Source organism: Aerophototrophica crusticola, from assembly GCF_012913305.1.
In the GTDB taxonomy this organism is placed as follows: Bacteria; Pseudomonadota; Alphaproteobacteria; order Azospirillales; family Azospirillaceae; genus Niveispirillum; species Niveispirillum crusticola.
This window is the reverse complement of sequence record NZ_CP051775.1, coordinates 2,923,527-2,942,308: the sequence shown is the minus strand read 5'-3', so window position 1 is coordinate 2,942,308 and position 18,782 is coordinate 2,923,527. Positions and strand designations below refer to the sequence as shown.

Below are 18,782 nucleotides of genomic sequence, written 5' to 3'. Positions count from 1 at the left end.
CCTGCCCCGGCCCCCGAACCGGCGGCGCTTGAGGGAGCGCGATCAGTTCTTCGGCGGGGTGGCGAAGGCGCTGTACATGACGCGGGCGGTCAGGCGCAGCTTGTCCTGCACGCCGGGGGCAACGAATTCCATGCTCTCCGCCTTGGCCATGTTCGCGACGGCGCTGCGCATCACCGGCTGTGGGGCGGGCACCGGCTCGAAGTCCATGAAGTCCAGGTTGCCCACCCGGTATTGGCGGTCGGGGAAGGCGGCGTTCAGGCGCTTCATCTCTTCCGTCACCTGGCGGTACAGGGACTCGCGCAGCTTGGCCTTGGCGGCCTCCACCTCCGCCAGGGTGGGGTCGAAGGCGACGCCGCCCACCCGCACCTGCAGGCCGGGGCGGCTGGCCTTCTTGGCCTTGTCGGCCAGGTTGGCGAGCTGCGCCTCCGGCAGCCGCGCCTCAAGCTCCGCCTGCCAGCGGTTCAGCCCCGCCTCGTCGGCCCGCTGGTCCAGCCGCACGATCCGCCATTCCGCCTTGTCGGCCACGACCCCGGCGGCCTTCTGGATCTCGGCCCGCAGGTTCGCCGCGTCGGCGCCGTTGCTGGCCGCGTCCACGATCAGGGAGACGCGCGCCGTCTCCGACCGCACCCACTCCTCCACGGACAGGTTCAGGGACACGCTGTCCAGCACCGGCGGCGGCGGGACCACCTGGGCGCTTGCCACGGCCGGCACGGCCAGGGCCAGGGCGGCGGCGAGGGTCAGGGCGGGGAGGCTACGCATGGCTTGCTCCAGGAAACGTTGCTGGGACGGAGCATAGCCGGGCCGGTGGGGCGGAAATAGGGCCGGGGTGGGGCGGGGTGGCGGCTCCGTTGGGGGGGCGTCACCACAGGGCATGACCCAGTGCCTGACGGCTGCGAGCACCGGCCTCATCGAATTTGTGCTTCCCCCCGCGAAGGCGGGGGTCCACGGTTCTTTTCTGTGGTTGGTGGCAGGCCGCGGGTCAAAAACTATGGGCCCCCGCCTCCGCGGGGGAGGCGGTTGGGGCCGTTACGGGCGGCTTTCCCCCGTCCAGGACCCTGCTGCCAAGGACCGTACGACCTTCCCGACCCTGGCAAACCAGCCCGACCGGCTCAGAACGGCTCGTGGTCCTGGTGGTCCGGTTGCTCCCGTTCCGGGAAGTCGGCGCCGGGCGCGTCGAAGAAGTCGTCCCACGGGCCCGCCGGGCCACCGTCAGGCGGCGGTGAGGTTTCCTTGTCCGTCGGCCCACCCATGCGTCACCCCCTCAAAAATCCAAGTCCGCATAGTGCTTCGGCGGCGGCGCGCCCGGCAAATGGTCGGCCAGCAGGGGGCGGAAGCTGGGGCGGCTCTTGACGCGGGCGTAATAGTCCTTGGCGTCCGTATGCTCGTCCCAGGGCACGTCGCCGAGGTAGTCGATGGCGGAGAGCTGGGCGGCGCAGGCCACGTCGGCCAGGGAGAAGTCGTCGCCGGCCAGCCAGGTCCGCCGCTCCGTCAGCCAGCCCACATAGTCCAGGTGGTAATGGATGTTGGCGTGCCCGGCGCGGATGGCCGCGGCATGGGGCGTGCCCTGGCCGGACAGGCGCTTGAACAGCTTCTCCCCCACCAGCAGGTCGGTGACCTCGCGCGAGAACTTCTCGTCGAACCAGGAGACCAGCCGCCGCACCTCCGCCCGGTGCAGCACGTCGGTGCCCAGCAGGCTGCCGCCGGGATAGGCGTCCTCCAGGTACTCGCAGATGGGGCCGTGGCCGGCGACGGTGGCGCCGTCATCCTCCACCAGCACCGGCACCTCGCCGGCATGGTTCAGCACCAGGAACTCGTCCCGCCGCTCCCAGGGTTTCTCCAGTTCCAGCCCGAACTCCAGCCGCTTCTCGGCCAGGGCCACCCGCACCTTGCGCGCGAAGGGCGACAGGGGGTGGTGGTAAAGCGTCCGCATCCAGTGAACCCGATCCCGCATCAACGGGCAGCGGCCCCGTCAGGCCTTGCCCATGGTCCATCCTCCCGTGTGCCACAGCAGGTGCGGAAAGGAAAGCGCCCCGGCCCGCGCACGGCATGGACAGCAACGCTGGCGGGTGCCATACCGGCCCGATCATCCCATATGCAGGAAGGGTACCCCATGCAGGAGACCGGCATCCGGATCGCGGCGGCCACCCCGGCGGACGAGGCGGACTGGCGCCGCCTGTTCGCGGCCTATTGCGCCTTCTATGGCGTTTCCCCCGGGGAGGGGACGGTGGCGGAGGTCTGGCGGCGGATCGTCACGCCCGGCGACAGCACGAAGGCGCTGGTGGCGCGGGACGGGCAGGGCCGGGCCCTGGGCATCTGCAACTACGTGCTGCATGCCTATACCTGGGGCACGTCGGCAATCTGCTACCTGGAGGACCTGTTCACCGTGCCGGAGGCACGCGGCCAGGGCGTGGGCCGCGCCCTGATCGGGACGTTGGTCGGGATGGGCCGGGAGCAGGGCTGGGACCGGGTCTATTGGCACACGGCCGAGGACAACGCCACCGCCCGTACCCTGTATGACAAGGTGGCCGGCGGCCGGGACGGCTTCGTCCGCTATGTCATCCGGCTGTGACACGGCGCCGGCGCGATGGCCGGCCCTGCCATCCGGCTAGGCCATCCGTATACGGAAAATGATACCATAAGCTGAACGCCGAAACGCTTGTACCCGCTGGACAGGAGCATCTCCCGATGCGATACGGAAGGGGTAGCGAATAGGGAGGACCACGCCCCCGGGGTGACAGAAAGTTGCCCGGGGGCGGCCGCGGGGAAAGCGGAGGCCTGGCGTGTCGGATTATGCCATTGCTGCGCCCGAACCGGACGACCAGGACTGCTGGCGCCGGCTCTGGGGGATTATTGCGCCCGTTATGACGTGGTGGTCACCGACGTGACCACGGAGGAGGTCTGGCGCCGGATCATGGACCCGGCGTCCCAGACCAGCGCCATCGTCGCCCGCGACGCGGACGGGCAGGTGGTCGGCTTCTGCCATTACGTCCTGCATGACCACACCTGGGCGGTGGCCCCCCTCTGCTTCCTGGAAGACATGTATGTGGACCCGGCCCACCGGCGCCGCGGCGTCGCCCGCGCCCTGCTGGACCGGCTGCTGGACCTGGCGCGGCAGAAGGGCTGGCCGCGGGTCTATTGGCATACGCGGCTGGAGAACGCGCCGGCCCGCGCCCTGTATGATCAGGTCACCGGCGGCCCCGATCCCATGGTGCGATATACCGTGAGGCTGGACCGCTAGACCCGTTTTCCGATGACCGGAAACGGGTTTAGCCATTGAAGTCCCTCAGTCGCCCTCGGATCGGGGTCCGGGGCAGGCTCCGCCGGAGCGTGTTTACGGTCAGTGTAATCACGCTCTAGCGATTTTCGCGAAGGCCGTGCCTGGTCCCGCGGAAAAGCTGCTGACGGCCGGGCAGCGCGGGTTCCCATCGCCCAGGCCTGTGACAATGGCTGAGCGGCCTGCCCGCGTGGTCCCAGGCGCCCGGGACCGGCCCGGCACGTGACATCGGTCCGCCTCCTGGCCGGAAGGGGTAGCCCATGCCCTTGTCGGCATGGATGCGCCTGGGTGAATGGGGTACACCGGCCCTATGAGGACACCTGGAGCCTTCGCCCTGCTGGCCGCCGCCGTGGCCCTGCCGCTGCTCGCCTTCACCGGCGTGGCCGTGGGCATGCTCGACCGTGAGCGCCAGGCGGTGGCCGAGCGCGGCCTGCGCGAAACCGCCGGCGCCGCCCTGGGCACGGCAGAGGCGGAGCTGGACTGGCACCTGGCGACGCTGGAGTCCCTGGCCACCACCCCCGGCCTGGGCCAGGGGAACCCGGCCTTCGTGGAGGCCCATGTCCGCCACATCCTGGACCGCCGGGCCGAATGGTGCGCGGTCACCGCCTATGGGCCGGATGGCACCCCCTTGCTGACCGTGCCGGGTCGCGCGGGCGGGGGCGGCGGGGTGGAGCCGGCGTCGCCGCCGCCGCAAGTGCTGGCGGGGCAGGTCCATGTGGCGGGGGTGGAGAGCCCCAGCGCCTGCAAGGGCGGGCACGGCATCCGGCTGTTCGTGCCGGTGGAGCGTGATGGCGAGGTGCGCCGGGTGCTGGGCGCCACCATCAGCCCCGCCGCCCTGAACCAGGCCCTGGGCCGCGTGCGGGTGCCGGAAGGGTGGCTCGTCTCCGTCCTCGATTCGAACCGGGTGATTGCCGGCCGCACCGTCTCGCCCGAGCAGTTCGTGGGCCGCCCCGCCACCCCGTCCCTGGCGGCGGAGATCGAGAAGAGCACCGACCACTTCTTCTTCGCCCTGAACCAGGAGGGGGAGCGGGTCTATACCGCCATCCGCACCGACCCGGCCAGCGGCTGGACCGTGGCCGTGGGCGCCCCCGCCCGGGTGGTGGAGGTGCCGCTGCGCCGCCTGCGCCTGACCCTGGTGGGTGGCGGGGCGGCGGCCCTGGCGCTGGCGGTGCTGCTGGCCCTGGGCATCGGCCAGGCCCTGGCCCGCCGGCGGGAGGCAGAAGCCAAGCTGGCCGTGCTGGACGCGGTCAGCGCCAGCGAGCGGCGGCTGCGCCTGGCGCTGGAAGCCGGGCAACTGATGCTGTGGGACGCCGATCTGGTGACGGACGCCGTGACCTGCGACCCCACCTTCAAGGTCCTGTTCGGCTTCCCCCCTGATGCCAAGGGGCTGCGGGGGGAGGACTTCACCGGCCGCGTCCACCCGGACGACCAGACCCGGGTGCGGGCGGAGGTGGTGGCCGGGATCGAGGGGCGGGCGCCCTTCGTCACCGAGTTCCGGGTCTGCCGGCCGGACGGGACGGTGCGCTGGGTCTCCGCCGCCGCCATCGTGGAGCGGGACGCCGCCGGCAAGCCCCTGCGCATGGTGGGCGTGGACCAGGACATCACCGGGCGCAAGGCCGCCGAGGCCCGCAACAACCTGCTGACCCGCGAGGTGGACCACCGTGCCAAGAATGTGCTGGCGGTGGTCCAGGCCTTGGTGCGGGTCATCACCGCCGACTCGCCGGAAGCCTTCGCCAAGGCGGTGGAGGCGCGCGTTTCCGCCCTGTCCCGCGCCCACACGCTGCTGGCCCGCAACCGCTGGGAAGGGGCGGACCTGCGCGACCTGCTGGCGGAGGAGCTGTCGCCCTATGGGGAGTTCGGCGGCCCCGACGGGCGCCTGCGGGCCGAGGGACCGCCGGTGGAGGTGGGGCCGGACGCCACCCAGGCCGTGGGCATGGTGTTCCACGAGCTGGCCACCAACGCCGCCAAGTACGGCGCCCTGTCGGCGAAGGAAGGCCGGCTGCTGGTGCGCTGGGGGGTGGAGGCCGACGGCAGCTTGGTCATCGACTGGGTGGAAAGCGGCGGCCCGCCGGTCGCCAAGCCCACCCGCAGCGGCTTCGGCTCCCTGCTGCTGCAGGCCAACGTGAAGAACCAGCTCGGCGGCAGCCTGGAACTGGACTGGGCGCAGACCGGCCTGACCTGCCGCCTCCGCATCCCGGCGGAGCATGTCCAGCCCAAGGCGCAGGTGGGGTTGGCACCGGCGGTGTAGGGGGCTTGGAACGGTGGGCTAGGCTGTGGTCCTACCGCCCCGGCGCGATACGGCGGTAGCCCAGGGCCTCCGCCACATGGATGCGGCGTACGGGGGCGCTGCCTTCCATGTCGGCCAGGGTGCGGGCCACGCGCAGCACCCGGTGGTAGCCGCGGGCCGACAGCTTCAGCCGCTCCGCCGCCTCCGTCAGCAGGTTGCGGCCCTGGGCGTCCGGCCCGGCCACATGCTCCAACAGCTCCCCGTCCGCCTCCGCGTTGGTGCGGACAACCGGGCTTCCCTTCCGGGCCAGGCCGGCATAGCGTTCCTGCTGCAGGGCCCGCACCTGCCCCACCCGGGCCGCCACCTCCGCCGTGCCCTCCCGCGGCGGGGGCAGGGACAGGTCCGCGGCGGTGACGGCGGGCACGTCCACATGCAGGTCGATGCGGTCGAACAGGGGGCCGCTGATCTTGGACTGGTACTCCTGCGCGCATTTCGGCACGCGGGAGCAGGCCAGCGACGGGTCGTCCATGTGGCCGCAGCGGCAGGGGTTCATGGCGGCGACGAGCTGGAACCGGGCGGGGTAAGTGACGTGGGCATTGGCCCGGCTAATGGTGGCCTTGCCCGTCTCCAGCGGTTGGCGCAACGCCTCCAGCGTGCCGCGGGCGAACTCCGGCAGCTCATCCAGGAACAGGACGCCTTGGTGGGCCAGGCTGATCTCCCCCGGCTTGGCCCTTGTGCCCCCGCCCACCATGGCGGCCAGGGTGGCGCTGTGGTGCACCTCCCGGTAGGGCCGCTTGCGGATCAGGCGCCCGCCCTCCAAATTGCCGGCGATGCTGTGGATCATGGAGACCTCCAGCGCCTCCGTCGGGTCCAGGGGCGGCAGCAGGCCGGGCAGGCGGGAGGCCAGCATGGACTTGCCCGACCCTGGGGGCCGAGCATCAGAAGGTTGTGGTTGCCGCAGGCCGCCACCTCCAGCGCCCGCTTCGCCGTCTCCTGCCCCTTCACGTCGCGCAGGTCCTTGGGTGAGGCGCCGTCCTCCAGCAGCTCCATCCGCCGTTCCGGCCGGGCCAGGATTTGCGTGCCCTTGAAGTGGTTCACCAGGGACAGCAGGGTGGGGGCGGCCAGGATTTCCAGCTCGTCCCCCGCCCAGGCGGCCTCACCCCCGCACGGGGCCGGGCAGATCAGGCCCTTGTCGTTGGCGGCGGCGTTGATGGCGGCGGGCAGCACCCCCGCCACGGGGATGATGCTGCCGTCCAGCCCCAGCTCCCCCAAGGCATAGAACCGGTCCAGCTCCTCCCCCGGCAGCACGCCCATCAGCACCAGCAGCGACAGGGCGATGGGCAGGTCGAAGTGCGACCCCTCCTTCATCACGTCCGCCGGGGCCAGGTTCACGATCAGCCGCTGCGGCGGCATGGAGATGCCCAGGGCGTGCAGGGCGGCCCGCACCCGCTCCCGGCTTTCCCCCACCGCCTTGTCCGGCAGGCCCACCACCATGATGGTCACGGGGCCGCCCGTCATCTGCACCTGGCAGTCGATGTCCAGCACGCCGATGCCCTGGAACGCCACCGTCGACACCCGCGCCGCCAACCCTGCCTCCGCCGCTTACGAACAAAACACGCAGGCGGAGTGTAGGCGATGACACTTGCAGGCGGCAATGGCCGTGCCCGGGGCAGGCCACATCAGGCCCCGCCCCATGGGGCCAAGGTCAAAATTTGAAAGACGGGCACATATCCGCCGGGGCACAGTGGCGGGTCACAAGAAGGAACGGCAAGGGGTGGGGAAGGCCCCTGCCACCGGTTCGGGGAAGAAGGGATACGGGACATGGTCACGTTGAACATCAACGGGCAGGAGCGGAAGGTGGACGTCCCCGCCGACATGCCCTTGCTCTGGGTCCTGCGGGACGAGCTGGACATGACCGGCACCAAGTTCGGTTGCGGCCAAGCCCTGTGCGGGGCCTGCACCGTGCATGTGGACGGGCAGCCCACCCGGTCATGCCAGCTTTCGGCGGCCGACGCGCAGGGCGCCAAGATCACCACCATCGAGGGCATCCAGGGCAAGGTGGCCAAGGCCGTGCAGGGCGCCTGGCAGAAGCTGGACGTGGCCCAGTGCGGCTATTGCCAGTCCGGCCAGATCATGGCCGCCGTCTCGCTGCTGAGCCAGACGCCCGACCCCAGCGACGGCGACATCGAGGCGGCCATGGACGGCAATGTGTGCCGCTGCGCCACCTATGTCCGCATCAAGGCGGCCATCAAGGACGCCGCCCAGACCCTGAAGGCCTGACCCATGCTGCACCGCCGCATCCTGGAATCCGCCGCCCCGGCCACCGCCGCGGCCGGCCCCGCCACCCCGTCCCGCCGCGGTTTCCTGCTGGGGGCCGCCGGCATCGGCGGCGCCCTTGTGGTGGCTGCCCATTTGCCCGGGGAGGCCTTCGCCGCCGGCCCGGCCGTGCCCGCCGTGGTGGGCCCGCCCGACCCGCGCCCCAACCTGTTCGTCCGCATCGCGCCGGACAACACGGTCACCGTGCTGATCAAGCATCTGGACAAGGGCCAGGGCATCGCCACCGGCTTGTCCACCATCGTGGCGGAGGAGCTGGACGCCGACTGGGCCCAGGTCCGCAGCGACTTCGCCCCCGCCGACAGCAAGCTCTACCCCAACCACTTCTTCGGCCTGCAGGGCACCGGCGGCTCCACCGCCGTGGCCAACAGCTGGGACGAGCTGCGCATGGCGGGTGCCGCCGCCCGCGCCATGCTGGTGGCCGCCGCCGCGGCGCAGTGGAAGGTCCCGGCCGGGGAAATCACCGTGGCCAAGGGCGTGGTCAGCCACGCCAAGTCGGGCAAGTCCGCCAGCTTCGGCCAGTTGGCGGAGGCCGCGTCCAAGCAGCCCGTGCCCCAGAAGGTGGCGCTGAAGGACCCGTCCAAGTACGTGCTGATCGGCGACGGGAAGCTTCACCGCCTGGACCATGTCAGCAAGACCGACGGCACCGCGGTGTTCGCCATGGACATCCGCCGCCCCGGCCAGTTGACGGCGGTGATGGCCCGCAGCCCCCGCTTCGGCGGCACCGTCGCGTCGGTGGACGACAAGGCCGCCCGGGCCGTGCCCGGCGTGGTGGACGTGGTGCGCACGCCCGTGGGCGTGGCCGTGCTGGCCAAGAACACCTGGGCCGCCATGAAGGGTCGCGACGCCCTGAAGATCACCTGGGACGACAGCAAGGCGGAAAAGCGCGGCAGCGCCCAGATCCTGGCGGAATACCGGGACCTGGCCCGCAAGCCCGGCGCCAAGGCCGCCCGCAAGGGCGACGTGGCCGCCGCCTTCAAGGGCGCCGCGAAGGTGGTGGAGGCGGAATACACCTTCCCCTACCTGGCCCACGCGCCGATGGAGCCGCTGAACTGCGTCGTCCAACTGACCAAGGACGGCGGGGCGGAGTTCTGGGCCGGGTCCCAGTTCCAGGGGATCGAGCAGCCCACCGTGGCCGCCATCCTGGGCTGCAAGCCGGAACAGGTGAAGATCAACACCGTCTGGGCCGGCGGCAGCTTCGGCCGCCGCGCCACCCCCAACGCCGACTACATGGCGGAGGCGGCGCTGGTCGCCCAGGCCTACAAGGCCAAGGGCACGCCCCCCATCCACCTGGTCTGGACCCGCGAGGACGACATCAAGGGCGGCATGTACCGGCCCCTGTTCGTGCACCGGGTCAAGGCCGGCCTGGACAAGGACGGCAACATCGTCGCCTGGGACCAGACCATCGTCGGCCAGTCCTTCATGGCCGGCACGCCCTTCGCCGCCATGATGCTGAAGGACGGGGTGGACGCCACCGCCGTGGAGGGTGCCGCCGACATGGAATACGCGGTGCCGAACCTGGCCGTGGACTACCAGATGGGCACCTCGCCGGTGACGACCCTCTGGTGGCGCTCCGTGGGCCACACCCACACCGCCTATGCCAAGGAAGCCTTCATCGACGAGCTGGCGCTGGCCGCCGGCAAGGACCCGGTGGAATACCGCCTGGCCATGCTGAAGGACCACCCGAAGCTGGCCAACGTGCTGAAGCTGGCGGCGGAGAAGGCGGGCTGGGGCACGCCCCTGCCGGCCGGCAAGGCCCGCGGCGTGGCCGTGCACAAGAGCTTCAACAGCTATGTCGCCCATGTGGCGGAGGTCAGCGTCAAGGACGGCCGCATCAAGGTGGACCGGGTGGTCTGCGCCGTAGACTGCGGCATCGCCGTCAACCCGGACAACATCCGGGCGCAGATGGAAGGCGGCGCCGGCTGGGGCATCGGCCACGCCCTGCGCGGCCAGGTGACCCTGACCGACGGGCTGGTGGACCAAGCCAACTTCGACACGTTCGAGCCGCTGCGCTACAGCGACATGCCCGCGGTGGAGGTGCACATCGTCCCGTCCCAGGAACGCCCGACCGGCGTGGGCGAACCCGGCGTGCCCACGGCGGCCCCGGCCGTGGCCAACGCCGTGCTGAAGGCCACCGGCAAGCCGCTGCGCGACCTGCCGTTCGCCAAGGCGGGGATCGTCTGACGGCTGGTTGGTATCGGGGAAGCAGGGAGGGGGCCCGGGCGACCGGGCCCCTTCTCATTTGTGCGGGTCGTGCCGGCGGAGCGTGTGTCAACACGCTTCGGGATCAGGACCGGCTTCCACGGCCTGCGGCCAAGGGCCCGGCCCCCTCCGCCTGGAAGGGGGCGCCATAGGTGGGCGGGCGGGTCAGATGTTCTCGTTCACCCAGCTCTTCAGCGCCTGCTTCGGCAGGGCGCCGATCTTGGTGGCGGCGACCTGGCCGTCCTTGAACAGCATCAGGGTGGGGATGCCGCGGACGCCGTACTTGCCCGGGGTCATCGGGTTCTCGTCGATGTTGACCTTGGCGACGGTCAGCTTGCCGCCCAGTTCCTGCGCGATCTCATCCAGGGCGGGGGCGATCATCTTGCAGGGGCCGCACCACTCCGCCCAGAAGTCCACCAGGACCGGGCCCTCGGCCTTCAGCACATCGGCCTCGAAGCTCGCATCCGTCACAGAAGTCGTGGATCCAGCCATTGGGAACCCCCAAATCTAGTAGCTTGTTCACCGCGATGGCGCGGCTGCCTCGGGGGGAATGTAGGCACCGCCACCCCCGTGGGTCAAGCCGGCGCCCGGCGCGCGTCAGCCCTGCGGGAAACCCGCCCCACAGATGTACGGTTCCGTCGCGGCGGAACTTCGCTACACTACACCCCTTCGGGCTAAGGCGGACGGCTTAGGCGGCGTGCATGTCGAGTGATGAACAGGGCGGTGGGGCACAGGGCAGGCCGATCGGCATCAAGGCCGACGAGTTCGTGCCCGCCACCTTCGCGGAGCGGGGGATCGCCGTGCCCTTCACCACGCCGCTGCTGAGCCAAGCGCGGCTGCGGCTGGACAGCAACGAGCGGTTCGAGTTCCTGCTGCCCAACTTCACCGGCGGCAAGGGTATCTATGTGGTGCCCACGAAAAGCCTGTCCTCCATCATGACCATCACCCTGCATGACCGGCTGCTGCTGGAGGAACTGGGCACGCTGGAGGGGCAGTCGCCGGAGCAGGTGCGCCAGGCCTCCCTGACGGTGCAGGCCAGCGGCGTCTGCGGGCCGGACGCGGCCAATGCCGCCGCCAAGGCCATCGAGCAGGACCAGCATTACCTGGTGCTGACCCAGTTCGTGCTGGTGACGGAGCTGCTGAAGCTGGTGGGCATCGGGGCGCAGGACCTGATGCGCCCGGGCATGACGGCGGAGCAGTCGCAGAACCTGGCCCGGCGCGCCCTGGGCAAGGTGGCGGCGCAGGTGGGCATCTCCGCGGACGAGATGACCAACCGGGTGGAGACGCTGGGCATCGCCGTGGCCCCGGTGGGCCTGCCCCAGTCGCCCCAGCCCGGCCGCCTGCGGGCCTTGAACAACCGCCTGGCCAAGTTCTGCCAGGCCGTGGAGCGCTGGTCCGACCTGGACCCCAGCGACGTGGCCCTGCTGGGCCGCTATGTGGCGCAGGTGGGGCTGCACACCCTGACCCTGGCGAAGCAGCGCATCACCCTGCTGGACAAGGCCTGTGCCGACCCGAAGCAGATCGTGCATGACGAGCCCAGGCTGCGCGGCGCCATCGTGGAACAGGTGTCCCGCGTCTCCTGGCTGCTGGACGGCTGGGACTTCCTGGTCACCCTGTGGGAATCGGTGGCCGACAAGCCGCAGGAAACGCAGCAGGCCACCATGACCGACATCTCCCGCCTGGTGCCCGTGCTGCCGCGGGAGGAGGTGACCTGGGCCTCCGACGCCCTGGACATGGACGCCATCGCCAAGGTGCAGCGCCGCTGGGTGCGGGTGAACGAGGATTGGCGCACCGGCAGCCTGGACATGGACGCGGTGATGCGGATCGAAGCCCTGAAATCGGTAGCGGCGTGAGGGGGGCAGGCATGAACGACCGCAGCGCCCCCGGCACCGGCAAGTCGAGCCTCGGCGAGGAATGGTCGGCCCTGGCCGCCGACGCCACCCGCCTGCCCGACCCGAAGTTCCTGAAGATCTACAGCCTGCTGGAGCAGGTGGGCGACCACCCGGACATCCGCGCCGCCTTCGATACGCTGCGCCCGCGGCTGGTGGAGTTGCGCCCGCCGCGCCGGCCCTCCCTGTCCCGCCTGTTCTTCCGCCCGGCGGAGGACCTGCTGGACGACCCCGGCAGCTATTCCCGCAAGCTGAACCGCGTCTGCCGCACCAGCCTGGGCCCCTGCTGGAAGGCGCTGAAGGAACGGCTGAACCCGGCCACCGTGGCGGCGGCGCAAGCCGGGCTGACCCTGGCCGACCCCCGCGACCGCGCCGCCCAGGCCAAGGCCTGTGAGGCCCTGTGGGTGGAGGGTGGGGTGGCACTGGCCGCCCTGGTGGCGGACTGCCACGCCAACCTGAAGCTGAAGGTGGGCCTGTTCGGCCGGGACGACGACGTGCTGCGCCAGCTCGACACGCTGCGCCAGGCCATCGAGATCGGGCCGGAGCTGGAGGCGCTGAAGGCCGCCCTGCCGGAAAAGCCCATCGGCCAGTTGGCGGAATCCCATGTGGACGTGATCCGCCAGACCCTGGTCCGGCTGGGGCAGGAGGACGCCCGCAAGACCACGCCGGCCCTGCTGGTGCTGACCTCCCGCATGAAGCGGCCGGGTGACCTGCTGAAGCTGCTGGCCGATTTGCGCCTGGGCGGTGCCGCGCAGGAGAAGGAGGCCCTGACCAAGGAGATGTCGGGCTATGTGGTCGGCAACCTGCTGCGCCAGACCGCCGACTTCGAGCGGGCCATGCCGGAGGGCGGGGACAACGACCCGGACAGCCTGGCGGCCACGGCAGAGCGGCTGACGGAAGGCCTGAACTCCGTCAACGACACGGTCATGTCCCTGCGCGACAAGGAGATGAGCCAGAAGGTCCAGGGCGCCCGGGCGGAGATCGGCAGCTTCGTCGTGCGCAATGTGGTGGCCGACCTGGACCGCACCCTGGTGGGCACCCTGTTCACCGCTGACGGCAGCCTGCCCATCGACGACAGCAACATGAAGAAGGCGGAGCAGCTGGCCCTGGCGCTGCGCCGCTCCTCCAAGCTGGCGCCCCATCTGGGCATCCAGAAGGAGGTGGGGGCCAAGATCAACGCCGTGCGCAAGCAACTGGAAGCCCAGACGGAGACCCTGCTCCGCACCGGCCCCCGCACCCGCGACGGCCTGGCGCCCGAGGCCCAGCGGCAGATGTTCAACAGCCTGCGCGTGATCGAGATCCTGGCCGGGTCCGACGAGGCCGAGCGTCTGTACAAGGAGTGGCGGAACCGGATGCGGTGAGAGGGGTGTTGCCGGGATGAGGCTGTGGCGCCTGGGATGGCGTCGGGCCGTTTGACACGGACGACACGGACCCCGCTCCGCGGGAACACGGACAAGCACGGACGGTGCTGGCGGGTCCGTCTCGGCCCCAAAGGCGGCGTAGCCGCAATCAAACGATCAGCCTGTCGCGCGGGCGGTTCTTGAAGAAGCTCTGTCTTGCGGCTTCGCCGCAGGGAAAAGTGCCAGCGCCTGCTCTTTGTCCGAGATTGTCCGTGTCCCGCGAAGCGGGTCCGTGTCGTCCGTGTTCCCGGCACCGACGCTCCGGCCAAGCCCGACCGTCTCGTTCACAAACAAAGCCGGGGGCAGGCCCGGAAGCCCGCCCCCGACCGTCACGCAAGCCTTACCCCGCCACCAACCCCCGCAACTGCCGCCCGGCCACCGCCAGCATGGGGATGTCCACCGTGGCGGCGGCGCGGAGTTCGGTGAGGAGGGACTGGATGCGCTCCATGGGGCCCTGGCGTTGGCTGGTGAAGGCGTCGATGGGGTCGCCGCCGCCGGCGTGGCCCAGGACGCGGGCCGCGAGGCGGGCCTGGAGGCCATAGAGGTCGTCCAGGATGGCGCCGGCCGCTTGGCGCTGCCAGTGGTTGTCGGCCTTCACGTTGGCCGCCTTGTCCCGCAGGAAGTCCAGGCCCAGCCGCTCCCCGATGCCGAAGTACGCCCCGGCCACGTCGGCCACCGGCTTGCCGCACTCCACGGCGATGGACGCGATGTCCGTGGCCGCGGCCAGGACGGGCAGGGCGGCCACGCGGCGGGCCAGGTCGCTGGGCACGCCCGCCTGGGTCAGCCGGCCCGCGGCCTCCGCCAGGTGGGTGAGGGCCGCGGTGGGCAGCACGTCGGCCAGGCTGCCCGCCAACTCCTCCACCGCCGGGGCCAGCCGTGCCACCTCCGCCTGGATGTCCAGGGGGTAGTGGCCGTTGACCAGCACCCAGGGCACGGCCCGGCGCATCAGCCGGGTGGTCTCCAGGATCATGGCCGTCTGCACGGCGGCGGGGACCTTCGTGTCCAGCCCCTCGATCCCCGCCCAGACGGGGCGCAGGCCGAAGGCCTCACGGGTGATGATGTAGGCGCGGGCCACGTCGCCCTCGTCCCGGCCGGTCTGCTCCACCATCTCCCACACGAAGGTGGGGCCGACGCGGTTGACCATGGCGTTGGTCACCACGGTGCTGATGATCTCCCGCCGCAGCTGGTGCTGCTGGATGAAGCTGCCGAACCGCTCCTGCAAGGCCGTGGGGAAATAGCGGGTCAGGTCCGCCGCCATCCAGGGGTCGTCCGGCAGGGGGCTGGCCAGCAGCTTGTCATAGAGGTCGATCTTGGCATAGGCCAGCAGCACCGCCGTTTCCGGCCGGGTCAGGCCGCGGCGGGCTTGGGCGCGGGCCTTCAGCTCGTCTTCGTCCGGCAGGTACTCGATGGCGCGGCTCAGCTTCCCGGCCTTCTCCATGAAGCGCATGAAGCGGGCCTGGTCCTCCAGCAGGTCGGGGGCCTGCGCCTCTGTCACCGTCAGGGCCTGGGTCTGCTTGTAGTTGTCGTCCAGCACCAGGGCGCCGACCTCCTCTGTCATCTCCGCCAGCAGCTCGTCGCGCTGCTCACGGGTCATGCGGCCCCGGTCCATCACGTCCCGCAGCAGGATCTTGATGTTCACCTCATGGTCGGATGTGTCCACCCCGGCGGAGTTGTCGATGGCGTCGGTGTTCAGGTGCAGGCCGGCCAGCGCCGCCTCGATCCGGCCGCGCTGGGTCAGGCCCAAATTGGCGCCCTCGCCCACCACCTGGACCCGCAGGTCGCGGCCGTTGATGCGGATGGCGTCGTTGGCCTTGTCGCCCACCTCGGCGTTGGTCTCATCCGCCGCCTTGACGTAGGTGCCGATGCCGCCCAGCCAGAGCAGCTCCACCTTCGCCGTCAGGATGGCCTTCATCAGGTCGGCGGGGGTGACCCGGTCGCTGGCGAGGCCCAGCAGGGACTTGATCTCCGGCGTCAGGGCCAGGGACTTGGCCGTGCGCTCGAAGATGGCGCCGCCGGCGGACATCTTGGTCCGGTCATAGTCGGCCCAGCTCGACCGCGGCAGGTCGAACAGGCGCTTGCGCTCCTCCCAACTCACCGCGGAGTCCGGGTTCGGGTCCACGAAGATGTGGCGGTGGTCGAAGGCGGCCACCAGGCGGATATGCTTGGACAGCAGCATGCCGTTGCCGAACACGTCGCCCGACATGTCGCCCACGCCGACGACGGTGAAGTCCTCCGCCTGGATATCCTTGCCCAGCTCGCGGAAGTGGCGCTTCACCGCCTCCCAGCCGCCGCGGGCGGTGATGCCCATCTTCTTGTGGTCGTAGCCGGCGGAGCCGCCGGACGCGAAGGCGTCGTCCAGCCAGAAGCCGTATTCGCGGCTGACGGAGTTGGCGATGTCGCTGAAGGTGGCCGTACCCTTGTCCGCCGCCACCACCAGGTAGGGGTCGTCCTGGTCCAGCCGGACCACGTCTGCCGGCGGGATCACCTCACCGCCCTTCAGATTGTCGGTGATGTCCAGCAAGCCGCGCATCATGGTCTTGTAGCACTCGACCACCTCGGCCATGACGGCCTCCCGGCCGGCGCTGGCCGGGGGCAGGTTCTTGACGACGAAGCCGCCCTTGCTGCCCACCGGCACGATCACGGCGTTCTTCACCATCTGGGCCTTGATCAGGCCCAGGATCTCCGTCCGGAAATCCTCCTTGCGGTCGGACCAGCGGATGCCGCCGCGGGCCACCTTGCCGCCGCGCAAATGGATGGCCTCCACTCGCGGGCTGTAGACCCAGATCTCCCGCCAGGGGCGGGGCAGGGGCAGGTCCTCGATGGAACCGCTGTCCAGCTTGAAGCTGACATAGGCCTTGGGCTGGCCGTCCTTGCCCGGCTGGAAGAAGTTGGTGCGCAGCGTCGCCCGGATGATGTTCAGCATCCGGCGCAGGATGCGGTCCTCGTCGATGTTGGTGACCGCGTCCAGGGCGTGGTCGATCTCCACGATCAACCCCTTGCGGCGGGTGTCCACCTCCTGGCCACCCAGGGACGCCAGCAGCTTGGGGTCGTGGCTCGCCCGGAACAGGGCCAGCAGCCGGCGGGCGATGGGGGCGTGGGCCGCCAGCGTCTCCTCGATGTATTCCTGGCTGAAGTCGAAGCGGGCCTGCTTCAGGTACTTGGCATAGGCGCGGAAAAGCATGGCCTCCCGCCAGTTCATGCCCGCCAGCAGAACCAGCTTGTTGAAGCCGTCGGACTGGGCATCGCCGGCCCAGACCTTGGCGAAGGCCTCCTCGAAGTTGGCCTTCACCTGCTCCATGTCCACGGGACGGCCGCCGGCCGTCTCCATCTGGAAGTCCTGGATGGTCAACGGCGCGGACAGGTCTGGCAGTTCCAGCTCGAACGGCCCATGCTCGGCGATGATGTTGAGGCCGAGGTCCTCCAGCATGGGCAGCACCCGCGACAGGGCGATGGCGGGGCCCTGGCGGTAGATCTTCAGGTAGACCTCGTGCGGCTCCGCATCCACCGGGCGGTAGAGGTTGAGCGCCATGCCGCCGCTTGCCGCCGCCTGCTCCACCTTCTCGATGTCCACCACGGCGTGGTCGGCGCCATAGGCCTCCTGGTAGCTGGCAGGCAGCAGGGCGCCATAGCGGCGGGCCAGGGTCAGGCCCTTGGCCTCCCCGAAATGCTCCACCAGGGCGTGCTGGAAGCGGTCGCGCCAGCCGCGCGCCGTCTCGATCAGTTGCAGCTCCAGGTCGGTCACGTCCACGTCCGGCACCTGGCCGGGGGTGGTCTGCACGATCAGGTGCACCCGGGCCAGGACACTTTCCGACAGGGCCACGTGGACCTGGGAGGAGGTGCCCTGGAACGCCCGCTCGATCAGCGTCTGCATGCGGCGGCGCAGCTCGGTGTCGTAGCGGTCGCGGGGGACATAGACCAGGGCGGAGACGAAGCGGCCGAACGGGTCCTTGCGCAGGAACAGGGCGACGCGCTGCCGCTCCTGCAAATGCAGCACGCCCATGGCGGCTTCGAACAGCTCATCCTCGCCCACCTGGAACAGCTCGTCCCGGGGATAGGTCTCCAGGATGTGGGTCAGGGCCTTGCCGTCATGGCCGCGCGGGTCGAAGCCGGCCCGGGCGATGGTGCGGGCCACCTTCTGGCGCAGGTAGGGGATGTCGCGGACGGAGCGGTTGTAGGCGGTGCTGGTGAACAGGCCGACGAACAGCCGCTCCCCCACCTCCGTGCCATGCTCGTCGAACAGCTTGACCATCACCGCGTCCAGGGGCGTGCGGCGGTGGACCGTGCTCTCCCGCCGGGACTTGGTGACCATCATGAAGCGGGGGTGGCGGATGAAGGCCTTCACCTCCAGCGGCAACTGGCTGAAGTTGCGCAGCCCCTCGAAGATGTTGATCTGGTCGTCGCGCAGGATGCCCAGGCCCTGGCCGGGCTGGATGTCCAGCGTCTCCTCCCCCTCGGCCTGGCCGAAGCGGTATTCGCGCACGCCCAGGAAGATGAAGTGGTCCTCGTCCATCCAGCGCAGCAGGGCCAGGCTCTCCTGGATCTCCTCCTGCGGGATGGGCAGTGTGGTGCATTTGGTGCCGCTGATGGTGTCGGCCACCCGGGCGCGCATGGCCCGCCAGTCGGCCACGGCGGCGCGCACGTCGGCCAGCACGGCCAGGATGCCCTGGCGCACCGCCTCCAGCTTGGCCGGGTCGGTCTGCTGGTCCACCTCGATGTGCATCACGGATTCGGCCGTGGCGTCGGCCGGCGCCGCGCCGTTGGCGAACAGCTCCACCACCTTGCCGCTGTCGTCGCGGCGGGCGCGGATCACCGGGTGGATCACCAGGTGGACGTTCAGCCCGTGGCGGCCCAGCTCGGCGCTGACGCTGTCCACCAGGAAGGGCATGTCGTCATGCACCACCTCCACCACCGTGTGGGCGGCGTGCCAGCCGTCGGCGTCCACCCGCGGGTTCAGGACGCGGACCAGCGGCTCCCCGCCGGGGCGGCGGCAGGCGAACTGCCAGACGGCGATGGCCGCGCCGTACAGCTCGTCCGGGCCGGTGCGCAGCATGTCGTCGGGGGGACGTTGGCGTAGAACTGGCGGACGAAGGCCTCGGCCAGCTTCGCCTTCTCCCGGGCCAGGCGGTCGCGCACCTTGGCGGCAACCTGGTCAACCAGCTCGACCTTGCGCTGTTCGAGCTTCAGCACCATGGCATTCTCTCCCGATACCGGTCCCGACCCTTAACAGGGCAGCCGTGCCCTGTGGCGGACATCTTATCGGCCGCTTACATGGCAGGATTCCGTGCGCTGGGCAAACCCCGCTTCGGTGGGTGTATTATTACGCAAGGCTTTTGCGCCGCGGGGTTTGCGCGCGTCGTTTCTTTGCCGTACAAGCCCCGGAACCGAAGGAGTTGCGAAGGTCCCGCCGCGGCGCCGGCCGGGGGGACGTTGATGCGGGGCGCCGCGGAGGGGTGAAG

The 18,782-nt window shown here is 70.5% G+C and carries 13 protein-coding genes and 1 pseudogene; 7 read left to right on the top strand and 7 right to left on the bottom strand.

The window, feature by feature from the left end; all coding sequences use genetic code 11:
- Window positions 1–42 precede the first annotated feature (42 nt).
- From HHL28_RS14360 to HHL28_RS14350, 3 genes are all read right to left on the bottom strand, one after another.
- Window positions 43–759 (bottom strand): hypothetical protein, encoded by a 717-nt coding sequence (locus HHL28_RS14360; protein ID WP_075769917.1) that lies wholly within the window; start codon window positions 757–759, stop codon window positions 43–45.
- A gap of 350 nt (window positions 760–1,109) precedes the next feature.
- Window positions 1,110–1,250, bottom strand: coding sequence for an AbrB/MazE/SpoVT family DNA-binding domain-containing protein (locus HHL28_RS14355; protein ID WP_169655332.1), 141 nt, complete (start codon window positions 1,248–1,250; stop codon window positions 1,110–1,112).
- Between the two features lie 11 nt (window positions 1,251–1,261).
- Window positions 1,262–1,930 (bottom strand): glutathione S-transferase family protein, encoded by a 669-nt coding sequence (locus tag HHL28_RS14350; RefSeq protein WP_075769916.1) that lies wholly within the window; start codon window positions 1,928–1,930, stop codon window positions 1,262–1,264.
- Between the two features lie 180 nt (window positions 1,931–2,110).
- Between HHL28_RS14350 and HHL28_RS14345 the strand changes: the two genes are divergently transcribed.
- The 3 genes from HHL28_RS14345 (at window position 2,111) to HHL28_RS14335 (ending at window position 5,522) form a co-directional block, all read left to right on the top strand.
- The gene (locus HHL28_RS14345) at window positions 2,111–2,569 is read left to right on the top strand and encodes a GNAT family N-acetyltransferase (RefSeq protein ID WP_075769915.1); all 459 of its coding nucleotides are present in this window, start codon (window positions 2,111–2,113) and stop codon (window positions 2,567–2,569) included.
- Window positions 2,570–2,869: 300 nt separating this feature from the next.
- Window positions 2,870–3,238, top strand: a complete 369-nt coding sequence (locus tag HHL28_RS14340) for a GNAT family N-acetyltransferase (protein WP_404325830.1) — start codon at window positions 2,870–2,872, stop codon at window positions 3,236–3,238.
- A 328-nt stretch (window positions 3,239–3,566) separates the two neighbouring features.
- On the top strand, window positions 3,567–5,522 hold the full coding sequence (locus HHL28_RS14335; protein WP_169655330.1) for a sensor histidine kinase: 1,956 nt from the start codon (window positions 3,567–3,569) through the stop codon (window positions 5,520–5,522).
- Between the two features lie 31 nt (window positions 5,523–5,553).
- On the opposite strand, the pseudogene HHL28_RS14330 reads toward HHL28_RS14335, so the two are convergent.
- Window positions 5,554–7,088 (bottom strand): annotated as a pseudogene (locus tag HHL28_RS14330) (YifB family Mg chelatase-like AAA ATPase).
- A gap of 234 nt (window positions 7,089–7,322) precedes the next feature.
- Between HHL28_RS14330 and HHL28_RS14325 the strand changes: the two are divergent.
- Both HHL28_RS14325 and HHL28_RS14320 read left to right on the top strand, forming a co-directional pair.
- The gene (locus HHL28_RS14325; RefSeq protein WP_075769912.1) at window positions 7,323–7,781 is read left to right on the top strand and encodes a (2Fe-2S)-binding protein; all 459 of its coding nucleotides are present in this window, start codon (window positions 7,323–7,325) and stop codon (window positions 7,779–7,781) included.
- A 3-nt stretch (window positions 7,782–7,784) separates the two neighbouring features.
- Window positions 7,785–10,019, top strand: a complete 2,235-nt coding sequence (locus HHL28_RS14320; protein WP_075769911.1) for a xanthine dehydrogenase family protein molybdopterin-binding subunit — start codon at window positions 7,785–7,787, stop codon at window positions 10,017–10,019.
- Between the two features lie 183 nt (window positions 10,020–10,202).
- On the opposite strand, the gene trxA is transcribed toward HHL28_RS14320, so the two are convergent.
- Window positions 10,203–10,529 (bottom strand): thioredoxin TrxA, encoded by a 327-nt coding sequence (gene trxA, locus HHL28_RS14315; protein ID WP_075769910.1) that lies wholly within the window; start codon window positions 10,527–10,529, stop codon window positions 10,203–10,205.
- 209 nt (window positions 10,530–10,738) lie between these two features.
- Between trxA and HHL28_RS14310 the strand changes: the two genes are divergently transcribed.
- Entirely contained in the window at window positions 10,739–11,890 is a 1,152-nt protein-coding gene (locus tag HHL28_RS14310; RefSeq protein ID WP_075769909.1) for a hypothetical protein, read from the top strand.
- Window positions 11,891–11,901: 11 nt separating this feature from the next.
- Complete coding sequence (locus HHL28_RS14305) at window positions 11,902–13,287, top strand: hypothetical protein (protein ID WP_075769908.1); 1,386 nt, start codon at window positions 11,902–11,904, stop codon at window positions 13,285–13,287.
- 379 nt (window positions 13,288–13,666) lie between these two features.
- On the opposite strand, the gene HHL28_RS14300 is transcribed toward HHL28_RS14305, so the two are convergent.
- A complete protein-coding gene (locus tag HHL28_RS14300; RefSeq protein ID WP_404325827.1) occupies window positions 13,667–18,376 on the bottom strand; it encodes an NAD-glutamate dehydrogenase in 4,710 nt (1,569 codons plus the stop codon).
- Window positions 18,277–18,516 carry a hypothetical protein gene (locus tag HHL28_RS18800; RefSeq protein ID WP_404325826.1) on the bottom strand — a complete coding sequence of 80 codons (240 nt, stop codon included), beginning with the start codon at window positions 18,514–18,516 and terminating at the stop codon, window positions 18,277–18,279. The genes HHL28_RS14300 and HHL28_RS18800 overlap by 100 nt, the downstream gene beginning before the upstream one ends.
- Window positions 18,517–18,782: the final 266 nt, after the last annotated feature.

Bases quoted from the DNA above. Each gene is read 5' to 3' on its own strand.
- HHL28_RS14360 (WP_075769917.1), bottom strand. From the start codon at position 759: ATGCGTAGCCTCCCCGCCCTGACCCTCGCCGCCGCCCTGGCCCTGGCC.
- HHL28_RS14355 (WP_169655332.1), bottom strand. From the start codon at position 1,250: ATGGGTGGGCCGACGGACAAGGAAACCTCACCGCCGCCTGACGGTGGC.
- HHL28_RS14350 (WP_075769916.1), bottom strand. From the start codon at position 1,930: ATGCGGACGCTTTACCACCACCCCCTGTCGCCCTTCGCGCGCAAGGTG.
- HHL28_RS14345 (WP_075769915.1), top strand. From the start codon at position 2,111: ATGCAGGAGACCGGCATCCGGATCGCGGCGGCCACCCCGGCGGACGAG.
- HHL28_RS14335 (WP_169655330.1), top strand. From the start codon at position 3,567: ATGGGGTACACCGGCCCTATGAGGACACCTGGAGCCTTCGCCCTGCTG.
- HHL28_RS14325 (WP_075769912.1), top strand. From the start codon at position 7,323: ATGGTCACGTTGAACATCAACGGGCAGGAGCGGAAGGTGGACGTCCCC.
- HHL28_RS14320 (WP_075769911.1), top strand. From the start codon at position 7,785: ATGCTGCACCGCCGCATCCTGGAATCCGCCGCCCCGGCCACCGCCGCG.
- trxA (WP_075769910.1), bottom strand. From the start codon at position 10,529: ATGGCTGGATCCACGACTTCTGTGACGGATGCGAGCTTCGAGGCCGAT.
- HHL28_RS14310 (WP_075769909.1), top strand. From the start codon at position 10,739: ATGTCGAGTGATGAACAGGGCGGTGGGGCACAGGGCAGGCCGATCGGC.
- HHL28_RS14305 (WP_075769908.1), top strand. From the start codon at position 11,902: ATGAACGACCGCAGCGCCCCCGGCACCGGCAAGTCGAGCCTCGGCGAG.
- HHL28_RS14300 (WP_404325827.1), bottom strand. From the start codon at position 18,376: ATGCTGCGCACCGGCCCGGACGAGCTGTACGGCGCGGCCATCGCCGTC.
- HHL28_RS18800 (WP_404325826.1), bottom strand. From the start codon at position 18,516: ATGGTGCTGAAGCTCGAACAGCGCAAGGTCGAGCTGGTTGACCAGGTT.